We start from the raw sequence: 17762 nt of genomic DNA, 5'->3' as shown, positions 1-17762 counted from the left end.
TGCAAGATCGCGCGGGCATCGCTAGTTGGCCCCTGCCTCAGCGAGGAGAGTTGGCTGAGTGGTCGAAAGCGTCGCACTCGAAATGCGAAGTGCCCGCAAGGGTACCGAGGGTTCGAATCCCTCACTCTCCTCCATTTTCTTATTTCCACACATCCACGACCATCCGCCGAGAGCGTAGGAAAACCTAGGCTCTCCGGGGTGTTTCGTGTCCTCATGTATCCCATGCTGTCCAGACCCACACATTTGAATTTGTGGTAAGAAACGTGGGAAAAAATCAGCATGAAAAGGCTATCGGTCAGCGCCGTTAAGTCGGCTAGCCGTCCCGGACGATTCTCCGATGGTGACGGCCTCTATCTCGTCGTGCAGCCGGGAGGCAGCAAGAGCTGGGTATGCCGGGTCCAGAAGGCGGGTAACCGCCGAGACTTCGGCTTGGGCAGCGCCTCAAAAGTCAGCCTCGCGGACGCCCGCGAGCGGGCGCGGGAAATCCGCAGTCAGGTCGAGATCGGGCTGGACCCGCTTTTCGAGCGCCGGAAGGCGCAAGGCATTCCGACCTTCCGTGAAGCCACCGCCAAGGTGCTGGCCGCTCACCGCAAGACTTGGAAGAACGAGAAGCACGAGGCGCAGTGGCAGCAAAGCCTCCGCGATTATGCCTTCCCGCACATCGGCAACGTCCGGGTCAATGAAATCACCGGCCCGATGATCCGCAACCTCCTGTCGGAGATATGGCTATCGAAACCCGAAACTGCCCGCCGCGTTCGCCAGCGGGTCGGCGCCGTCCTCAATTGGGCCTACTCGTCGGGCTACCGCGACAGCGAAGCGCCGATGCAGGCGATCACGAAAGGCCTGCCACGCCAACCGAAGCAGGACGGCCACTTTGCAGCAATGCCCTACGCGAAGGTTCCTGCGTTCATCCCTGCGCTGCGCGAGCGAGAGTCATTCAGTCGCCTTGCGCTCGAATTTGCCATCCTCACCGCCTCCCGGTCGGGCGAGGTGCGCGGAGCCACTTGGGATGAGATCGACCTTGCCGATGGCCTGTGGACCATCCCCAAGGGCCGTATGAAGGCAAACCGGGAGCATGTGGTGCCCCTCTGCCCCCGCGCCATCCGCATTGTCCAGCGGTGCGCGGAACTTCGCCTTCCCGGCTGCCCCATCATCTTTCCCGGCGTCCGCGGCAAACAGCCGATGTCGGATATGACGATGAGCAAATTGCTCAAGGAGATGGGACAGCCATACACGGCGCACGGTTTTCGGTCTTCCTTCCGGGATTGGGTGAGCGAAGAAACCAATCATCCCAGCGACGTCGCCGAAGCCGCCCTCGCCCACATCGTCGCGAACAAGACGGAGGCTGCGTATCGGCGCGGCAATCTCCTTGAGAAGCGTCGCGTAATGATGGTGGAATGGGCCGACTATTGCGAAGGCAAAAAGTCGTGAGCCGCTACACCCGCGCGCGGCGCTATCTCCTCCGTCAATATGAGCGCGCTGTCGATCGGATCGACGCGGCGGATCGCGCCATCTTCCTCGGCCATCGGGTGGAGGAGCTAAGCTATCGCCAATTGGCGGAGCGCCATGGCGTCAGCGTCGCCGAGGTCGAGGAAGCGATGATCCGCAGTTTGCGGGTCATCGCCCAGTCGGTCGACAGAAAGAACCGTAGGTGGTGGCAATTCTGGAGGCGGTGACGCCGCTTCCACCTTGCCAAGCAGCCGCCGCGCCGACAGGGTGCCGCCAGCAATGAAAACCGACCTCGATCATCTTCCCGCGAACAAGCAGCGCGAGCTCGAACGCGTGAAGGCAATCGTCTTCGAAGAGTTCGAGGATGCCATCGCGCTCGGCACGATGGGCTGGAAGAAGAAGGGCCGGATCGACAAGATCATCCTCTACGGCAGCTATGCGCGCGGCGGCTGGGTCGACGAGCCGCACACCGCCAAAGGCTACCGCTCGGACTTCGACCTTCTCATTATCGTCAACGACAAGCGTCTCACCGAGAAGGTCGATTTCTGGGCCAAGCTCGAAGACCGGCTCATTCGCGAACTGGCGATCGACAAAACGCTCAAGACCCCGGTCAACTTCATCGTCCACACCCTGCAGGAAGTGAACGACGGGCTGGCGCACGGGCGGTATTTCTTCATGGACGTCGCGCGCGACGGGATCGCGCTCTATGAATATGACGACAAACCGCTCCACACGCCCAAGCCGAAAACGCCTACGCAGGCGCTAGCGATGGCGCGGGAGTATTTCGATGAATGGTATCCGAGCGCGGGCCGGTTCAAAAGTGCAGCTGAGTTTCTGGCAAACGACGGCGGGCTGCGGGAAGCAGCATTTAACATGCACCAGTCTGCCGAGCGCCTGTACCACTGCGTCCTGCTGGTCTGCACCTTCTACACGCCGCACGTCCACAACCTCGCTTTCCTGCGCACCCAGGCTGAGCGGATCGACCTGCGGCTGGTCGATGCTTGGCCGCGCGAGCGCCGCGAAGATCGGGCGCGCTTCGAGAAGCTCAAAGAGGCCTATGTGAAGGCCCGCTACAGCAAGCATTACCGCATCACCGAGGCTGAGCTGCAATGGCTTGGTGGCTGCGTCGAGGAGTTGGGCCGCGCGGTCCACGCGATTTGCTCAGATCGGATCGCCGAGCTCGAGAACAAAGCCTCAGTTCACCTTTGATTGACCATCCCAGAGCGGTCAGTCGCCCCTGGGCTCTCGATGCTGACGGGTCGTAAGAGTCCGGGCCGCGATGCTTCGCATCGGACCCACATATTGGAGAGACACACCTCACGCACGGATGCATAGCGCTTTTCCGCCACTTTTCGAGCGGCTGATCCGACGTCGCCGCCGCCTCTCTGTCGCAAAGTGACGTATTTCCGCGACGTATCGAGGTGCGCATCCGCACCCTCGCGGGACATGAACATGGCGGACGAAAATGACGTTAGCGGCGATTCAGCCGCGCGCTAATCGGCAGCGCTGAACCGGTGTCGGGACAATCTTTCGACCCGCGTTCCGGGCAATCGCCGCTTTCCTGCGACACTCAGCCTGCGTCCGAGAACGCGTTGCTTTATCTCCGTATGCCATGGCGTCCGCCGACAACCAAGAGAGTCCATCGGGCCGAATTGAAGGCAGCCCGGCGTAGGAGAACAGGCGGTGGCGTACAAACGTCGTGTGGATTAGCGCAGCACGAATCTGGATAATCGAGCGCGACGGGGCGGCGCCCTTCCAACCGTCCCGTCACAATTGTTCCGCGAGAGCACCGTTATGCCTTTCCAATCCCCTGCCCCTCCGCCGTCGTCGCCGCTTGCAATCGAGCCCATCAGCATGCGGGTTCCCGACGCCTGTCAATTTACGGGCATAAGTCGCAGTTCTCTCTACCTTCTAATCGCGAGAGGCGAAGTCGAGATCGTAAAGATGGGCGCCGCCACGTTGGTCCTGACAGAAAGCCTTCGCGACTTGATTGAACGGCAGCGCGGCACTTCTACCAGCCGCACGGCGGCGCAGATCCGACGCCGCAGCAATCAGGACGACGTACGGAAATCTGGTCGCCAATCTCGCAGCAGGCGCGCCCCTAACGATTTTGCGTCCATTCCCCTCTTCGAGCAGGATTAGGCAGCTTCGCGCCTGATGTCGGCCGTTCCGACCGTCGCGGGGCGGCGCTTGAAAGCGGACGTGGGTTTGCCGGGCACTGTGGGCAGCTGGGGGTCTGAATTTGGGCATTCGGCACTCACGCTAAGTCGACGGAAAGCTGCCGTGCTTTAATGGCGCGACCTCCAGAGTGCGCAAGGGAGCGTTTTGCCAGTTTGATCAAAGCTAAGGCAAGCGGGGATCCTTCCTCAGCCTACGTGTAGAACGCCAATTGGTCCAAGGTGAGCAGCGCCTGCAGCGCGCGCGGCATCGTGTAGAGGTCGCTCGCCACAGCGCCATGGCTGACGGCGTGCCGAGAACCCGCTCGCCCAATATCGCCCGGATTGAAGCCAGCGTAGGTATAATTCTTCAGATATTGCCCAAACTCGAGTGGGAAGAAGAGGGTGTCACTCCCACCGGCTCGTTGCTCGGCGAGCGTCATCATGAACCCAAGTAGTTTCGGGATCTTGTGCGTCCGGATGCCGCTTGCCTCATAATGGGCATCCGACATCACGCCCTCGATCTCGCTCAGCACGATCTTGATGACGGTCACCGGCTCTTTCGCGCCGAAGGCTGCGATTGCAGGTCGCAATATGGCTTCGCGAGATTTCAAATGCGGCCGGCCCATCCATCGATTGAACATGCGGTCGAGCCGCTCCGCGTCGAACTTCTCGATCAGTGCGTGCTCGGCATCGTCGAGCTCGAAGCCGGCCTCCTGCGCGTCGAGGAGGCTGCGAAATTCTCCCTTCATCAACTCGAGGAAGGGGAACCATCCCGCAGCGACGATCGAATCAAAGGTCGGCTCATGTGCAAGCGCAGCGTACAGATCCGCGTAACGCATTTTCCGAACCATTCGGCCGATCGAGCGCTTGGCGTCCCCGATGGATAGTTCTTGCCCTTCGCTCCGATCGAAATCGAAGAACAGACCGAAGCGCCATCCCTCACGGATGATGCACAGGATCCGATCCGCTGGGCCGATGTCGACGCGAGGGAACCAGATGCCGGTGATATCAACCGTATCCTTCTCGAAAAGCACCGTGCCGGCCTTGATCGGCCCAGGGCGCTTCAACGTCGTAGACACCGCGATCGCCGCACGATCGATCCAGAGTTCCGCGCTATTGTTAGGCTTGATTACGAGGAGGACCGTCGACGCCCGTTCTAGCCGATCGTAAGCGCCAGCAGCTTGGGCGCGATACTCGATCGCAGCTGCCACGTTGGCAATGAGCTTGTGGAAGAGTGCCTCGTCCGAGGTAATCTCCATCCGGGTCCAGACCGTGACCGTTTCGTTGGCCCGCGCCGCCGTTGCTGAGATGCCAGCGAAGTTGATATCTGTAAGCCGGATCGGTTCGCCGAGATTTCCTACCTTGAGTTCGGAATTGTTGGACCCCTCGTCCAGCACCGCGTCTCTCATTCGAATTCTCTCACTTATCGACGGTCGAACCCGATAACATTGTTCCGGCAGCGCAGGACTTCCCTTCGACCGTCTGTCGCAACGGCAAAAGGAACCATGGCGTTCGATCGGGAAACAGCAGGCTGGCGGCGAGGGCTGTCATTGCAACTCCGGGACCGTCGGGTACGGGGTTGCTAGGCCATGCGGTTTCGATGTCGGCGATGCTCCAGATATCATGACCGATCTGGAACACGGCATTCGTACCGCCCATGATCGTCGTGCCGCCAAAATCCTGGAAGGTTTCTGGCAGATAGGCGTTGAGTGCGAGGTGATCGATCTTATCGAGCGCCGTGTCGAGTTCATCGGTAAGGTCGAAAAGCGGTGCGGACCGAAGTAGCGTCAGCATCAATTCGGTGGGCGTCGCGAGGAATTCTGCTCCGACCTTTCCGGGCCGAGCGGCCCGTGCGATCAGATAGTCCAGAATTTGATCGGGTGCGAGATCGGGTCGGGCAACCTGACCACGATTGGCAATACCAGATGAGAACAGATGACCGAGAAGCTGTTCGCCTTCCTCAACGAGACCGGCGCGCGACATGGCGGAAAGCGCGGACATGGCGGCCGGCGACTGGGCGTCACTCATCGCTACCAGCGACAGGGAATAGGTGTTGAAGATGCGCGCCAGCAATTCGCTCAGACATCGCGTGGCTGCGTCGCTGTCCTCGCCGTTCCAGAGGCGGGCGTGGACTGCGAATCCGGCCCATCCAAGAAGCTGCGATATTCGAATCGGCAGATGATAAAGCTCGCTCAGCCCGCCCGTCACCAGCGAGAATTGATAATTGTCGAGCGCCGCGGCCGCATCGTCGACCATCTCCTCGACCAGTGAAGCGATACCGGAGCACGCTTCGGATAGATAATCTGCAACCGGCGTTTCGCGGGACCAAGGCAGGAGCGCGACGACGCACGCTGCGCGGACCTCGATTTCCCGAGCATGATCAGACGACTGCTGGGCCTGCACAGCGCACGCGTCAGCCATTCGCCGAGCGAAAGTGGCCTGGGCCGCGGGCTCAGCCTTCAAATCGACAAGAACGGAGCCCAGCCGGTCGACGAAGTCGCGCGCGTTCCAGCGGTTCTGTATCGTGACATAGGGCGCCCAGAGTTTTGGCAGGCCTTCCCGAATAGCGGTGCCGATCTTTACGTCCGGCCATCCTGCCTGCACGCTGCGGAGCGGCGCATCGCCTGTCCCGGCGTGTGGGTTCTTGCAGAAGCCGGCCGGACCGTAGAGATTGAGGCCCCAGACCACGGGAGTCTGCTCGCCCGCCGCACTGACGCGCTGCGAGACGGCGCGGCCAATCTCCACTAGGTCGAGCGTTGCACTCGTATCCTGGAGGAACATGTCGCCTCTGATGCATTCCATCAGCGCAGTCGTTCCTACCCCTCTCCCGTCGATCTCGATGGCAGACTGGTCTGATGCCGAGGTGGCGAGCAAGCTCACTCCCGGCGTCCCGAACTCGCCCATAACCTCGGATTTGAGGATCACATTGAGGTCGGAAATCAGGCCACCCGACTGGCAGGCGTCGATGACTATATAGGTCTGACGCGGCGAGGCTTCGGATATCATGCGGAAGAGATCGGCAAGCGACAGTGCGGTGGCTGACAGGGCATCGGCGCGGCTATCGCGCATGGCCATATAGAAGCTGCCGCCACCGACGGCGCCATGCCCTGCGAAGACCACCGTGAGCGTGTCCAGCGCTTCGCCTGTAAACAGGATGGAGGTCAGGGCGTCGCGGACCTCGCCGAGGGTAGGTGTTCGAAGGAGCAGCGAGCGTCCGGCATCATAGTCGCCGACCTGCGGCGCAATGAGCAGATCAAATATGCCCGATGCGTCAGCCTCAGCGCCGAGCAACGGTGACAGATGATCGTAACGATCGCAGCCGATCGTCAAAAGGGCCCTTCCGCTCATATTTTGGCCGTCTTGAACTTGGCTTTGCGTTCGGCTTCTCTCTCGAGCGCCGCCTGTATCTTCTCGGCCTTGACCCGCTCGAACTCGGCCTCCAGTTCGGGCGACACATCCTCGAACTCCTGCTTTATTCGCTCGAATGTTTCGGCGTTCACGTGCGTCTGCGGCATGCTGATACTGCCGTCGCGATCGACGCCGAGCTCGATTTTCTTGAGCATCTCTAGCATCGACTGGGGAAAGGATCCCACAGCCCGGGCGTCGACGACATTGCCGACTTTTTCAGCAGCGGCGCCGACGACCCCGTACATATTCTCTGCAAATTGCCGCTGCATGTCCTTGCTTATCGGCAGGATTGAGCGGGCAATGAGGCTGAGGTCGTTATCGGCGAGATCCTTAAAGGGCAAAACCCACTCGACCGAAATCCGATGCATTGTGGTGTCAGGGTCTTCTTCGCGAGCCGAGTGGACCCATCTGGCACCATGGTTCATCCGAAGAATATTCTCTTCATTCACAAACAAGCTTTGCGACTGCTTCTGCAGCTTTCCGAGCAGTTTCGCGATCGACTTCTCGACGGCTGCTTCTTCTTCGGGGCGTTCGAAGCAGCGAAAGCGCGGATCGGGCTCGGGAATCACTGTGTCTGCTGCGTTCATATCGCGCTTTAACATTTTCCGCAGAAGCGTGAAGCAAGTCTGAACTAGTAGTACAAGGTGGCAAGCCGCATTGGCTCTGCTCTCGGTAGCGCGCGTCGTTAGCGCATCAGCCTCCAGCAATTACTGTCGTAGAAACTCACAAACTGGCGAGCTCGGGCATCTGAAATTTTCCCCGCGATGGCAAGTTCGGGGATAAATGCACTTACAGCGTCGTCGATCCTCAAGGCTTCTGCTAAGCCCAACCCTCCTTCCTTGGCACAACCCTCCCAATATGCGAGGGCTATGAATAGCGCGTTATCCTCTGGGCAGCACTTCTGAAACCATCCTTGGTCGATCAATTGACCGAACGTGATTATTCCAGGGAAGCGCGGATTGCGCATGTGATCCGTATCAATCGCAAAGCGATTTTCAAGCAAGTTCTTCACTCGATTATTGTATTCTTTTCTGTTTAGTCCATCGACCCGGCCAAATCCGAACATGATCGCCTCCTGCTCGTCAATTTAAACTCCACTCCGCTATTTTGCTTTCTGCATCCTCGTGGCGTTCGCCGCGGATTACTTCACCGAGAAATCGAAGATGCGGGCATTAGCGGCCCCGCCCGCCGCGGCGCCCGGCAGCGAGTAGAGGAAGCCATATTCGCCAGGCACCAGCGGGTCGCCGGCCTTGACCTTGTAGACACCCGGACGGACGAGTTCATATTCGATCGTGATGCGGTCCTTGTCCATTACCCCCATCTTGGCCCCGCCGATGTTCATGCTGCCGACGCGCGCCTCGCGGCGGTCCTTCTTCTTGTCGAGGCGAACAAGGTTGAAGTCGGCGGGCGAGCTCGCGAGAAAGGCCGATCCCATGAAGGAGCTCGCAGCCGCGCCCTTTTGGGACTCGTCGAAGAAGAAGTAGAAATAGGGTTTGCTGGTCGAGACGACCCGCGCCGCAGCATTCGGGATCGACACTTTGACGCTCGCCGAGGCAATGCCGCCAGTCAGGGCATAGCCCCAGATGCCGCCGGTCTTGACCTGGCTCGAGCTGGTAGGCTCGATGCGCTCCATCCGTCCTTTCTCGACGGTCCCGTGCAGGAGGTAGACGCCCGGCGGATGGGGCACATTGGGATCGGACGAGTCCACCGACAGTTCGGCAGCGGTATCGGCCTTGCCCGACCGTACCATGGCCGCGATGACGTTGCTCGATACGCCCTTCTTCTTGAGTTCGATCATCTGATCGGTGCTGAGGTCGAAGCTTGCCGCTTCGGCTTCGATCTTCGCGATGATGGCGGCGTCGCCGAGTTGCATCTCTGTCAGCGCGATGATGTCATTGATCGTCAGATCCTCGGCAGCCGCACCGGCGGGACAGCAGGCGAGTGCAATCGCCGCTGCAATCTTAAAGTATGTGGTCATTGTTCCCCCAAGTCATTCGCATCCGATACCGTCGTTGTCGCGGTCGAGGTGTTGACCATAACCAGGATCGCCGCGGCGCACCGGTGCTGCCCCTGCGGCACGCGCTGCGCTGCAATTGGGAAATGCCCGCGATGGACCGGAAAGGCGCTGGGGCCGTTCGGCGCGTGGCGCAGGGGCGCTCGGCGCGCGGTGGCAGTGCCGTCCGCCGTTCCTGCGGTCATTGTGACAGCCATCAGCCGCGAGGCCGCCCCCGTGGGCAGCCGCGACGCCGGGCAAGGTCAAAGCCACCAATGCTGCAGCGATTAGGAAATAATGCATAGCCCCGTCCCCAAAAGGAAGATGCCTCGTAACGGAACGACTGTCGAATCCTGTATTTGCGTCCGTCGATTTTGTTCTGTTCGATTTCGGGATGGCAGCCGAGCATCGTGGAACTATGCTGCGCCTATCGGGGAGGCATCATGCGCAAGTATCGCGGTCGGCAGGGAAGCCAATGGAAGCGGCCGCCGAAGCGGCTATCGCCCCGTCGCGGGCCTCCCGCGTTCGTCCTGTTTCTGCTGGTCTTCGCCGGAACAATTGCGGTCACCCAAGGCTACCTGTCGGGTTGGTTCGAAGGTGTGTCCGGTCGACCGCTGGCGCTTGTTAGCGCTGCGATCGCTGAGACATCTGAAACGACAGCGCCTTCCAAGCGGCAGAGCTTCTCTTTCTGTCATACGGGCGGCGGCTACAATTGCGTGGTTGATGGCGACACGATCTGGCTCGCGGGGGTGAAGATCCGACTTGCGGATATCGATACGCCTGAGACTCACGACTATCGGTGTCAGGCCGAGAAGGACCTTGGAGACCGCGCTACGGTGCGGCTGCGAGAGATTCTCCAGAGCGGGAGTATCTCGTTGAAAGCCATCGATCGGGATGCAGACCAGTATGGGCGGAAGTTGCGCATCGTGTTGGTAGACGGTGAAAGCGCTGGGGAGACGCTCGTCGGTGAAGGGCTCGCGCGCTGGTATGCGGATGGACGCCGACCTTGGTGCTAAGCCGAGTGTGAGATGTCCGTTTGAGCGCGTACTCCTCCCCAAACCGGCTGACTACAACCGGCCAGCCGGCGCAATCTCATAATGGACGACGGCGAGGAAGGTCCTCGCCGTCGTAACGGAAATAGAGCCTGTTCGCCCGGCCTTGATCATCGACGCCTGGTTCCGAGCGAACCAACTTGCTTTGAAACCCTGCGCGCAAAACCTCCGCCTCGGTCATGGATAAGTAGGCCATCAGGTGGATAATCGTTCGGCGGCCTTCGTCTTGCGATAGAAGCGCTTCCTCTCGCAGATGATCCTCGAGCGCACGCCGCCGAGCCCTCTCGCCCCAGATGAAATGGAAATAGGCTAGCGCAGCAATGGCCGCCGTCAGGATCGCCGCGATATTGGCGACAATCTCAAGCCAATCCTTCATCATGACCTTTCCGATTGCCAAGTGTTGGAATTCCAGACCTCTTCGCCGAATACGACCAGAGAAATAGTCATCTCATAGCGGTCAGCAAAGATCGCCATCTCGCGGGCTTCGCTCCTTGGACTCCAGACATTTCGAGGCAGTTCGATCCCGTTGGCGCCGGCGACACGCGTCGGATTTGCTGCCCAGGATTTTGCCGGAAGAGGTGTTCCCCGCTCAAAATAAATCCCCCGGCGCTTCGCTGCTTTGCTGCGCCAGCACCATAGTATGAAGCCGTTTGTGGCAACCACGAGTGCGGCCGGTTCGCTTGTAAAGTCCAGCCATTTGATGGCGGCGGCGGTTGAGGAAACCGCATAACGGTTGGCGGCATGGGCAAGCAGGTCGAGGCACATGGTCCCACGCCCGACTTGATCGCGGTAATCATCGATCGGCATCAGCAAATAGGATGCGAATGTATCGGCTTCCTGCTCGATACGTCGCTCATCATCGTCGTTGCCGACGCCGTAAATGCTTTCTTCGCCGCATTCGAAACCCAAAGGCCGGAGCGATCGATGACAAAGGTAGTGGCCGAATTCATGGGCCAGCGTGAAATTAATACGGCCCGGCGAACTGATACCTGGATTGTAAAGGATAGCCCATTTGCCGCTTTTGGGCAGCGGGCAGAGCGCGCCTTCGAAGGTCGCTACATCGGCCTTTGCTATCGTCTTGATCGGATCGGGAAAGCGCGTCGAATATTCGAGCGCGATTGCCTTTACATCAACCGGGAAGCGTGATCCCCAAGCTTGGCTCAGGAGATTGGCCCACGCGCCAGGACGTGCAGGATCTTTCGTCATTCATCCTCGTCCAGTACGTCGAGGATGCGCTTGAGCTTGTCCTTCACCGCTGGATCGGCGGACTGATATTTGCGGAAAAAGGCAACATCGCGCTCATCGACGGTCGGATCGCGCTTCTCTTCGTCGACAAGGAATTCGGGCGTGACGCCAAGCACCTCGGCAATCTTGTTCAGCTTTTCCGCAGAGGGACGGGCGACCGCCTTGTTCTCGATCTCCCACATATAGCTTTTGCTGCTGCCCGTCGCACTCGCGAGCTGCTCGAGCGTGAGACCTTTCTCGCGCCTGAGGTTGTTGACCTTCTTTCCCAACGTGGATGACATGACGACCCCTAAATTTCTACCGGTTCGGTTATACCGAATTTTTTTTTCCTTGAACCGCGAACTCGCGATACCCATATATCGCTTACCGGAACTCCGAACTCAAGCGTCCGGTTGCAAGAAAGGAATTGATCAATGTCCAACGGTAATAAGCCTGACCGCCCTGGCCATCCGGAACACCCCGAACATCCGGACGTACCCAAGGGTCCCCCGAGCCATACGCCGGGTCGCCCTGATGGCCCGCCCGTGCCCTCCAACCCGCCGTCGCACCGTCCGGTCGGCTGAGGCGCGTCGTGACCGTGAAGGCGAATGAGGTCACCGATTGGTGGAAGTGCTGGCCATCTCTCTATGATGCAGAGATGGCCGCATTCGCTGCGCACGGCGCGACGGTCGCGATAGCGAACGAACAAAATGGATCGCTGATCCTGGCAGTCGAATGGCCGGCAAGCGATCGGATCGTCAAGCTGGACGTAGGCTATTCGCCGCTTCATCCTTTTTGCCGACCGGCAGTCACCGCACCCGATCTCGATGTTGCGCGACACAAGAATCCCTTTGACGGAGGGCTTTGCCTGCTCGTTCCCGACGCGGGGCAATGGTACTCGCACCAGCGCGTGGCAGATCTGATCCATGAACAACTGCCCAAAATAATCGACGTGAACGCACTCCGCGCTGAAGGCCAATGGGATGCGGCGGCCGAGATCGAGGAGCAGGCGCCCGATCCACTCGTCAATTACTTCGCGCACGAGGCAGAGCCCGTGTCGGCCGTCTATTTGTCGCGTCCCGCTGTTCCGGCGCAGGCATGCGGTGTCGCCGATTTCTCGATAAGCCCTCGCGCCGCGGACGGCACCACAAGCTGGTTTGAGGCCGTTTTTCATCGCGCCAGCCCGCTAGCCGGACCTTGGCTTGCATCGCCTTTCTCACCTGCGGGATGGTCAGGAAGCTGGAAAAGGAGCGAGGGGCGCTGGGTCAGACTTCATCGTCCGCTTCCCCAGGAACCAACGGCACTCTTGGCGGCGGCCGAGGAAGAAATCGCGCGTCAGGCGCTCGCGAACAAAGCATATCGGCGGTTGCAGGGGCGTGGAAACCGCGACCTGCGGATAACTGCAATCGTCTTCGAGGATGAGGTCGCCTACGGGGCGGACAAATCGGGAGACGGCTGGCTGTTTCTTGTCGAACGGTGGCGCGGCAAGGGCGACGGGAAGCGCTCGGTTGCGCTGGTGCGGAGTTTCGAGATTTCCAACGACCTATTCGCGCGGCTGCCTGTCGCTGCCGCCTTGCGCGATAAGAAGATATTACTTTGCGGGGTCGGCGCGATAGGCAGTTTTGCGGCGCTCGAACTGGTCCGGGCTGGCATAGGCGAACTAACGATTGTCGACCGTGACATCGTCGAACCTGGGAACAGCGTGCGCTGGCCTCTTGGGCGATCCGCATGGGGCGTCCCCAAGGTTGCGGCGCTACGAGATTTCATTATGCGCAATTATCCTTCCACGCGGGTCGACGGCCTGTCCGGACGGCTTGGCGCCGCAACGACGGATGTCGACACGGCGCGGTCGGCGACCCCGGAACCGAGGTCTGAGCTACGCCGTTTGATCGCAGAGGCCGATCTCGTCGTCGACACGAGCGCTTCTACCGAGTGCCAGGCCGCACTCGCGCACGAATGCCGCGACCTTGGGAGGCCATTGGTTATCGGCTATGCGACCGAAGGAGTGGCAGGCGGAATCGTCGTGCGCCTTCGTTCTGGCGCACCTGCTTGCTGGATCTGCCTGAACGAACATTGGAGCGATGGTGGCGTTGCACTTCCGCCGAGCGATCCGTCGGCCACGGTTGTCCCCGTAGGTTGCAACTCGCCGACGTTCACTGGCGGGAGCTTCGATCTCCAGGAAGTGTCGATGGAAGTCGCGCGTAGCGCGATAGGGCTTCTTGCTCCCGAGGCGTTTGATGCTGGCGATTGGGACTGGTCATCGGTGGCGCTGGTTCAGGATGGCCGCCGATCGCTTCCGCGCTGGGAGGCAGGAGGGATTGCGGTACATCCCCAATGTTCCGGTTGCGGGGCCGTATGACAATTTGGCTGGCGCGCAAGATAATGGCCGAGATGGAAGACCTCGCCTCCAGTAGCTTTCCTCTCGAAACTGGGGGGATTTTGCTTGGCTGGAGGGACGGAAATGATCGCATTGTGACGGGGTTGATCGGGCCAGGGCCTCGCGCATTGCACGGTCGGCATATGCTTTTGCCCGACGGCGTGTGGCAGCGTGCTCAACTCCGCGCCATTTTTGATTCTACCGGCGGCGACCTCGACTATCTCGGCGATTGGCACACCCATCCAGATGGTCTTGCAGCGATGAGCGAGATCGACAAGCGAACGCTGTCGAAGATTGAGCGGCGGGTGAAAGCGCCTTTGATGGCGATTTTGGCCGGTGCGGAAACTGGATGGGATAGAGGCGCCTGGCTCGGGTGTCGCTCGGGCTATTTTGGGCGCTTCGAAATCACCGCGCAGGAGACGAAGATTTTCGACCCGCCAAGTGGATGGCCCGTGATAATGGAAGCGGCCTGATCTTACGTCCGCTTTTCATTTCCGAGCAATCGAAAGCTGAATGTCCGTTATCGTTGAGAGTTTCAGACGCCGCCAGGCGTCGGAAAGTCTTCGGTGCCCGAACCGCGGTGGTCATGGGCTGAGCTATGGGGAAAGCTGTTTTGCGCGGATGCTGGGGTAGCCAGTTGCTGCCCAGAAGCGGACGTGCGCGACAGCGGACCGTCTGGATAAGGGCCGCAAAAGCGGACGCTGAAAGTCGGACCGTCCGATTTTGGGCGTGCAATGTCCGCTTATGAGCAGCGTCGGCGCGAGCGGGTCCGCTTCCAGGCGCGGGTGTGCGCTGGATCGCGTCGGTGCCAGGCCGTGCCGGGTCACGGCGCAGTTGTCCCGGATGAGACCGCCGACTGGGGCGGCGCGCGAGGCTGATAGCGGCGCTCGAAGACCTCGATGATGATCATCGTACCGCCACAGCACGGGCAGGTCGGCCGGGGCTCGGGCTCGTCGGTCGGTTCCTCGGTGAGTGGGGGTGCGACATCGAGCAGGCGGCGAGCGCGTTCGAGATGATCCTTGCGGCGTGCGCTGGCGAGGAGGCCATAGTGGCGGATGCGATGAAACCCGCGCGGCAGGGCGTGGAGGAGGAAGCGGCGGATGAACTCGTCGGCGGCGATCGTCATGACCTGCTGCCGTCCAGCGCCGGACTTGCGGTAATCCTTGTAGCGGAAGGTGACTCCGGCCTCGTCGAAGCGGAGGAGGCGGCTGTTCGATATGGCGACGCGGTGAGTGTAGCGCGCGAGATAAGCGAGCACCGCCTCGGGCCCGGCGAACGGCGGCTTGGCATAAACGACCCAGCGCTTCTTCCTGACGGGTGACAGGTGCCGCAGGAAAGCGCGCCGCTCGGCGAGATGCGTGAGGCTGCCAAAGAAAGCGAGCTTGCCGGTGTCGTGCAGCGCGCGCAGGCGGGTCAGGAAAAGGCGACGAAACAGCGCACCAAGGACGCGGACCGGGAGCAGGAAGGCGGGGCGTGCTGATATCCAGCGCGTTCCATCGCGCGAGATGCCGCCGCCGGGCACGATCATGTGGATGTGCGGATGATGGGTCAGCGCCGAGCCCCATGTGTGAAGCACAGCGGTGATGCCGATCCGGGCGCCGAGGTGCTTCGGATCGGCGGCGATGGTCAGCATCGTATCGGCCGCGGCCTTGAACAGCAGGTCATAGAGGGGCGTCTTGTTGTAATAGGCGATCGCGGCGACCTCGGCAGGCAGCGTGAACACGACATGGAAGTAGCCGACCGGGAGGAGGTCGGCCTCGCGCGCCTCGAGCCAGCTGCGCGCCGCGGCGCCCTGGCACCTGGGGCAGTGCCGGTTGCGGCAGCTGTTGTAGGCGATCCGCCAGTGTCCGCAGTCGGTGCAGGCCTCGACATGACCGCCGAGCGCGGCGGTGCGGCAATGCTCGATCGCCGACATGATCTTGAGCTGATGCAGGCTGAGGTGCCCGGCATGGCCGGTGCGATACGCGGGTCCGGCAGAACGGAAGATGTCGGCAACCTCGAGCGAGGCGCGCATCGCTCAGCCGTCGGGTGCCTCCTCGCTCGGCGATGCGAGCGCGAGCCTGTCGAGCGGACTGACGATCGACCGTACCGTCTTGGTCGCGACCTGCGTGTAGAAGGCGGTGGTGTTTAGCTTGGCATGGCCGAGCAATGCCTGGATGACGCGGATATCGACACCGTCCTCGAGCAGGTGGGTGGCGAAGCTGTGGCGCAAGGTGTGCGGTCCGACGCGCTTGTCGATGTCCGCGGCCTCCGCGGCTTCGACGACGACACGGTAGAGCTGGCGCGTGCTGATCGGCGCCGCGGCGCTCTGTCCGGGGAAGAGCCAGCCGTCGGGAACGAGAATGCCCTGTTGCCGTCCCGCGCGCCACCAGTCGCGCAGGAGCAGGAGCAGGCCTTCGGGCAGCATGGCATTGCGGTAGCGCCCGCCTTTGCCGCGCTCGATCCGCAGCAGCATGCGCTTGCTGTCGATATCGCTGACCTTCAGCGCCGATACCTCGGCGACGCGCAGCCCCGCGCCGTAAGCGACCGACAGCGCCGCCTGGTGCTTCAAGGAGCGCGTTGCATCGAGCAGCCGCTTCACCTCGGCCATGGTCAGTACGACCGGGATCTTGCGAACCTGCCTGGTGCGGACCAGCTTGCGCGCGAGGTCGGGGCGGTCGAGCGTGTGCGTGAAGAAGAACCGCAGCGCGCCGACAATGCTGTTCATGGTCGGCGCCGGGACGCCCGCCTGCTGCTGCTCGATCTGGAACTGCCGGACATCCTCTGCGCTCGCGGTGTGGGGCGAGCGCCCGAGCCAGGTCGCGAACCGTCCGACATCGCGCAGATAGTTGCGCTGCGTCTCCTTCGAGAAGCGGCGCATGGTCATGTCGTCGATCAGCCGCTGGCGCAGCGGGCTGATCGGACCAATCTGGATAAGCTCATTCATCGTTCGACTCCTCAGGTAAAGGAGCCGAAAGGGTCTGCCTGCGGCAGCTCGCGTTCAATCAGGCGCGGCGCTCGCTGGGCCGCTTTACATCGAGGCTAACGCCAATCCGCGGAGCGGTTCGTGCATCGGCCAGAAGCACCCAAGCGAGAACTATCTGGCCCATCGCTCCAGGGACCCCAAATGCGCTGACGTGTCGCCGAAAACTATCGACAAGAATCGGCTATTCTGGCATAGAAAAATCGCGGTCTGAAACACGCATTCGGAATGCGTGAGGTAAGATGTGTGGTAAAAAAATCGGGCGAGCGAGTTACCTAAATCATTACAAATATTTAGGTTTTTTCCAAAATTCCTCACTCTCCTCCATTTTCCTTCCCTGACCGCGCGATCCGGTCAGGCGGTTTTTCGCCCGACCGGTATCGTTTGACGACCCTAGAGGCTGCCGCCGAAAGCCGGATTGCCCTGGACCGCGAGCAGGCCGACGATTGCGCTGATCGCGAAGATGCACACGATCGTGACGACGACGACAACCGCGGTATAGACGATCGCCTTGTCCTGGGGCGTTTTCATCAGTCGCGGCAGGCCGAGATAGAGAAGATAGAGGCTGTAGAGGCCCGCGAGCATGGCGAGCAGGAAGAGCCCGGGGATGAGGTTGAATATGCCGGCGACCCAGCCCGCGGTCGCCGAATAGACCGCGACCTTGAGCGCCTGGATCCGGCTTTGCTGCCCGTCGAAGGTCGGCGCGAGCGCGTCGATCACCAGCGCGACGATATAGACCGCCGCGAGCGTCATCGCATAGGACAGAACTGCCGAAACGAGCGCTCCGGCCAGTGGCGGATGATAGGTGACATTGAGGAAGCGATAGCCGAAAAGCTGTCCGCCGATCAGTCCGGCGAGCGGGCCGATCGCCGCGAGGACGAGGACATAGGGGACATAGAGCGACTGGACCGTCGCCGCCTCGCCGTCGATAACGGCCCAGGTCTCCTTGGGCTTCAACAATATGTCCTTGGCGCGCTGCACGATCGCCTGCCCCGATTCTTCCGGCGGCGTCGGATTGCGAAAGGATTCGTCGGTCATATGCCTGTCCCCTGTTGCTGATGCTATGAAATCAAATCAAACTCCCAAGTCGATATGCCCAGTGTGCGGGAATATTTCGGTGATTCAAGTCACATCCGCT

19 protein-coding genes and 1 tRNA gene are annotated in these 17762 nt (G+C 60.9%); 8 read left to right on the top strand and 12 right to left on the bottom strand.

Annotated elements, in window-relative coordinates:
- Window positions 1–44: 44 nt before the first annotated feature.
- The 5 genes from KNJ79_RS10725 (at window position 45) to KNJ79_RS22520 (ending at window position 3591) form a co-directional block, all read left to right on the top strand.
- A tRNA-Ser gene (locus tag KNJ79_RS10725) sits at window positions 45–134 on the top strand.
- 145 nt (window positions 135–279) lie between these two features.
- Complete coding sequence (locus tag KNJ79_RS10720; protein WP_317151054.1) at window positions 280–1431, top strand: tyrosine-type recombinase/integrase; 1152 nt, start codon at window positions 280–282, stop codon at window positions 1429–1431.
- Complete coding sequence (locus KNJ79_RS10715) at window positions 1428–1676, top strand: sigma factor-like helix-turn-helix DNA-binding protein (RefSeq protein WP_317151053.1); 249 nt, start codon at window positions 1428–1430, stop codon at window positions 1674–1676. The genes KNJ79_RS10720 and KNJ79_RS10715 overlap by 4 nt, the downstream gene beginning before the upstream one ends.
- A 52-nt stretch (window positions 1677–1728) precedes the next feature.
- Window positions 1729–2658 (top strand): nucleotidyltransferase and HEPN domain-containing protein, encoded by a 930-nt coding sequence (locus KNJ79_RS10710; protein WP_317151052.1) that lies wholly within the window; start codon window positions 1729–1731, stop codon window positions 2656–2658.
- Window positions 2659–3243: 585 nt separating this feature from the next.
- The gene (locus KNJ79_RS22520; RefSeq protein ID WP_394357120.1) at window positions 3244–3591 is read left to right on the top strand and encodes a helix-turn-helix domain-containing protein; all 348 of its coding nucleotides are present in this window, start codon (window positions 3244–3246) and stop codon (window positions 3589–3591) included.
- Between the two features lie 229 nt (window positions 3592–3820).
- Here KNJ79_RS22520 and KNJ79_RS10705 read toward each other — a convergent pair whose 3' ends face one another.
- The 6 genes from KNJ79_RS10705 to KNJ79_RS10680 form a co-directional block, all read right to left on the bottom strand.
- Window positions 3821–5017: a hypothetical protein gene (locus KNJ79_RS10705; protein WP_317151051.1), complete on the bottom strand. Its 1197-nt coding sequence runs from the start codon at window positions 5015–5017 to the stop codon at window positions 3821–3823.
- A gap of 10 nt (window positions 5018–5027) precedes the next feature.
- The gene (locus tag KNJ79_RS10700) at window positions 5028–6938 is read right to left on the bottom strand and encodes a caspase family protein (RefSeq protein WP_317151050.1); all 1911 of its coding nucleotides are present in this window, start codon (window positions 6936–6938) and stop codon (window positions 5028–5030) included.
- Window positions 6939–6952: 14 nt separating this feature from the next.
- On the bottom strand, window positions 6953–7603 hold the full coding sequence (locus KNJ79_RS10695; protein ID WP_317151049.1) for a hypothetical protein: 651 nt from the start codon (window positions 7601–7603) through the stop codon (window positions 6953–6955).
- Window positions 7604–7701: 98 nt separating this feature from the next.
- Window positions 7702–8082, bottom strand: coding sequence for a hypothetical protein (locus tag KNJ79_RS10690; RefSeq protein ID WP_317151048.1), 381 nt, complete (start codon window positions 8080–8082; stop codon window positions 7702–7704).
- Between the two features lie 75 nt (window positions 8083–8157).
- The gene (locus KNJ79_RS10685; protein WP_317151047.1) at window positions 8158–8994 is read right to left on the bottom strand and encodes a hypothetical protein; all 837 of its coding nucleotides are present in this window, start codon (window positions 8992–8994) and stop codon (window positions 8158–8160) included.
- A gap of 12 nt (window positions 8995–9006) precedes the next feature.
- Entirely contained in the window at window positions 9007–9312 is a 306-nt protein-coding gene (locus tag KNJ79_RS10680; protein ID WP_317151046.1) for an excalibur calcium-binding domain-containing protein, read from the bottom strand.
- A gap of 140 nt (window positions 9313–9452) precedes the next feature.
- Between KNJ79_RS10680 and KNJ79_RS10675 the strand changes: the two genes are divergently transcribed.
- The gene (locus tag KNJ79_RS10675) at window positions 9453–10025 is read left to right on the top strand and encodes a thermonuclease family protein (protein WP_317151045.1); all 573 of its coding nucleotides are present in this window, start codon (window positions 9453–9455) and stop codon (window positions 10023–10025) included.
- A 76-nt stretch (window positions 10026–10101) separates the two neighbouring features.
- Here the strand turns inward: KNJ79_RS10675 and KNJ79_RS10670 are convergent, their stop codons facing one another.
- The 3 genes from KNJ79_RS10670 to KNJ79_RS10660 are packed head-to-tail and all read right to left on the bottom strand — an operon-like array spanning window position 10102 to window position 11587.
- Window positions 10102–10440 carry a hypothetical protein gene (locus KNJ79_RS10670; protein ID WP_317151044.1) on the bottom strand — a complete coding sequence of 113 codons (339 nt, stop codon included), beginning with the start codon at window positions 10438–10440 and terminating at the stop codon, window positions 10102–10104.
- Window positions 10437–11267 (bottom strand): ImmA/IrrE family metallo-endopeptidase, encoded by an 831-nt coding sequence (locus tag KNJ79_RS10665; protein WP_317151043.1) that lies wholly within the window; start codon window positions 11265–11267, stop codon window positions 10437–10439. The genes KNJ79_RS10670 and KNJ79_RS10665 overlap by 4 nt, the downstream gene beginning before the upstream one ends.
- Complete coding sequence (locus KNJ79_RS10660; RefSeq protein ID WP_317151042.1) at window positions 11264–11587, bottom strand: helix-turn-helix domain-containing protein; 324 nt, start codon at window positions 11585–11587, stop codon at window positions 11264–11266. Before KNJ79_RS10660 ends, KNJ79_RS10665 begins: the two co-directional genes overlap by 4 nt.
- A 290-nt stretch (window positions 11588–11877) precedes the next feature.
- Here KNJ79_RS10660 and KNJ79_RS10655 point away from each other — a divergent pair, with 290 nt between their 5' ends.
- Both KNJ79_RS10655 and KNJ79_RS10650 read left to right on the top strand, forming a co-directional pair.
- Entirely contained in the window at window positions 11878–13644 is a 1767-nt protein-coding gene (locus KNJ79_RS10655) for a HesA/MoeB/ThiF family protein (protein ID WP_317151041.1), read from the top strand.
- Window positions 13641–14135: a Mov34/MPN/PAD-1 family protein gene (locus KNJ79_RS10650; protein ID WP_317151040.1), complete on the top strand. Its 495-nt coding sequence runs from the start codon at window positions 13641–13643 to the stop codon at window positions 14133–14135. Before KNJ79_RS10655 ends, KNJ79_RS10650 begins: the two co-directional genes overlap by 4 nt.
- A 350-nt stretch (window positions 14136–14485) precedes the next feature.
- Here KNJ79_RS10650 and KNJ79_RS10645 read toward each other — a convergent pair whose 3' ends face one another.
- The 3 genes from KNJ79_RS10645 to KNJ79_RS10635 all read right to left on the bottom strand — a co-directional run bounded on the left by KNJ79_RS10645 (window position 14486) and on the right by KNJ79_RS10635 (window position 17662).
- A complete protein-coding gene (locus KNJ79_RS10645; protein WP_317151039.1) occupies window positions 14486–15676 on the bottom strand; it encodes an IS91 family transposase in 1191 nt (396 codons plus the stop codon).
- Between the two features lie 3 nt (window positions 15677–15679).
- Window positions 15680–16588 carry a tyrosine-type recombinase/integrase gene (locus KNJ79_RS10640; protein ID WP_317151038.1) on the bottom strand — a complete coding sequence of 303 codons (909 nt, stop codon included), beginning with the start codon at window positions 16586–16588 and terminating at the stop codon, window positions 15680–15682.
- Between the two features lie 429 nt (window positions 16589–17017).
- Window positions 17018–17662: a Yip1 family protein gene (locus tag KNJ79_RS10635; protein WP_317151037.1), complete on the bottom strand. Its 645-nt coding sequence runs from the start codon at window positions 17660–17662 to the stop codon at window positions 17018–17020.
- Window positions 17663–17762 lie beyond the last annotated feature (100 nt).

The organism is Sphingopyxis indica (assembly GCF_032879645.1).
GTDB classification, from domain to species: Bacteria; Pseudomonadota; Alphaproteobacteria; order Sphingomonadales; family Sphingomonadaceae; genus Sphingopyxis; species Sphingopyxis indica.
The sequence above is the reverse complement of the archived record's forward strand: the minus strand, read 5'-3'. Positions and strand labels throughout refer to the sequence as shown.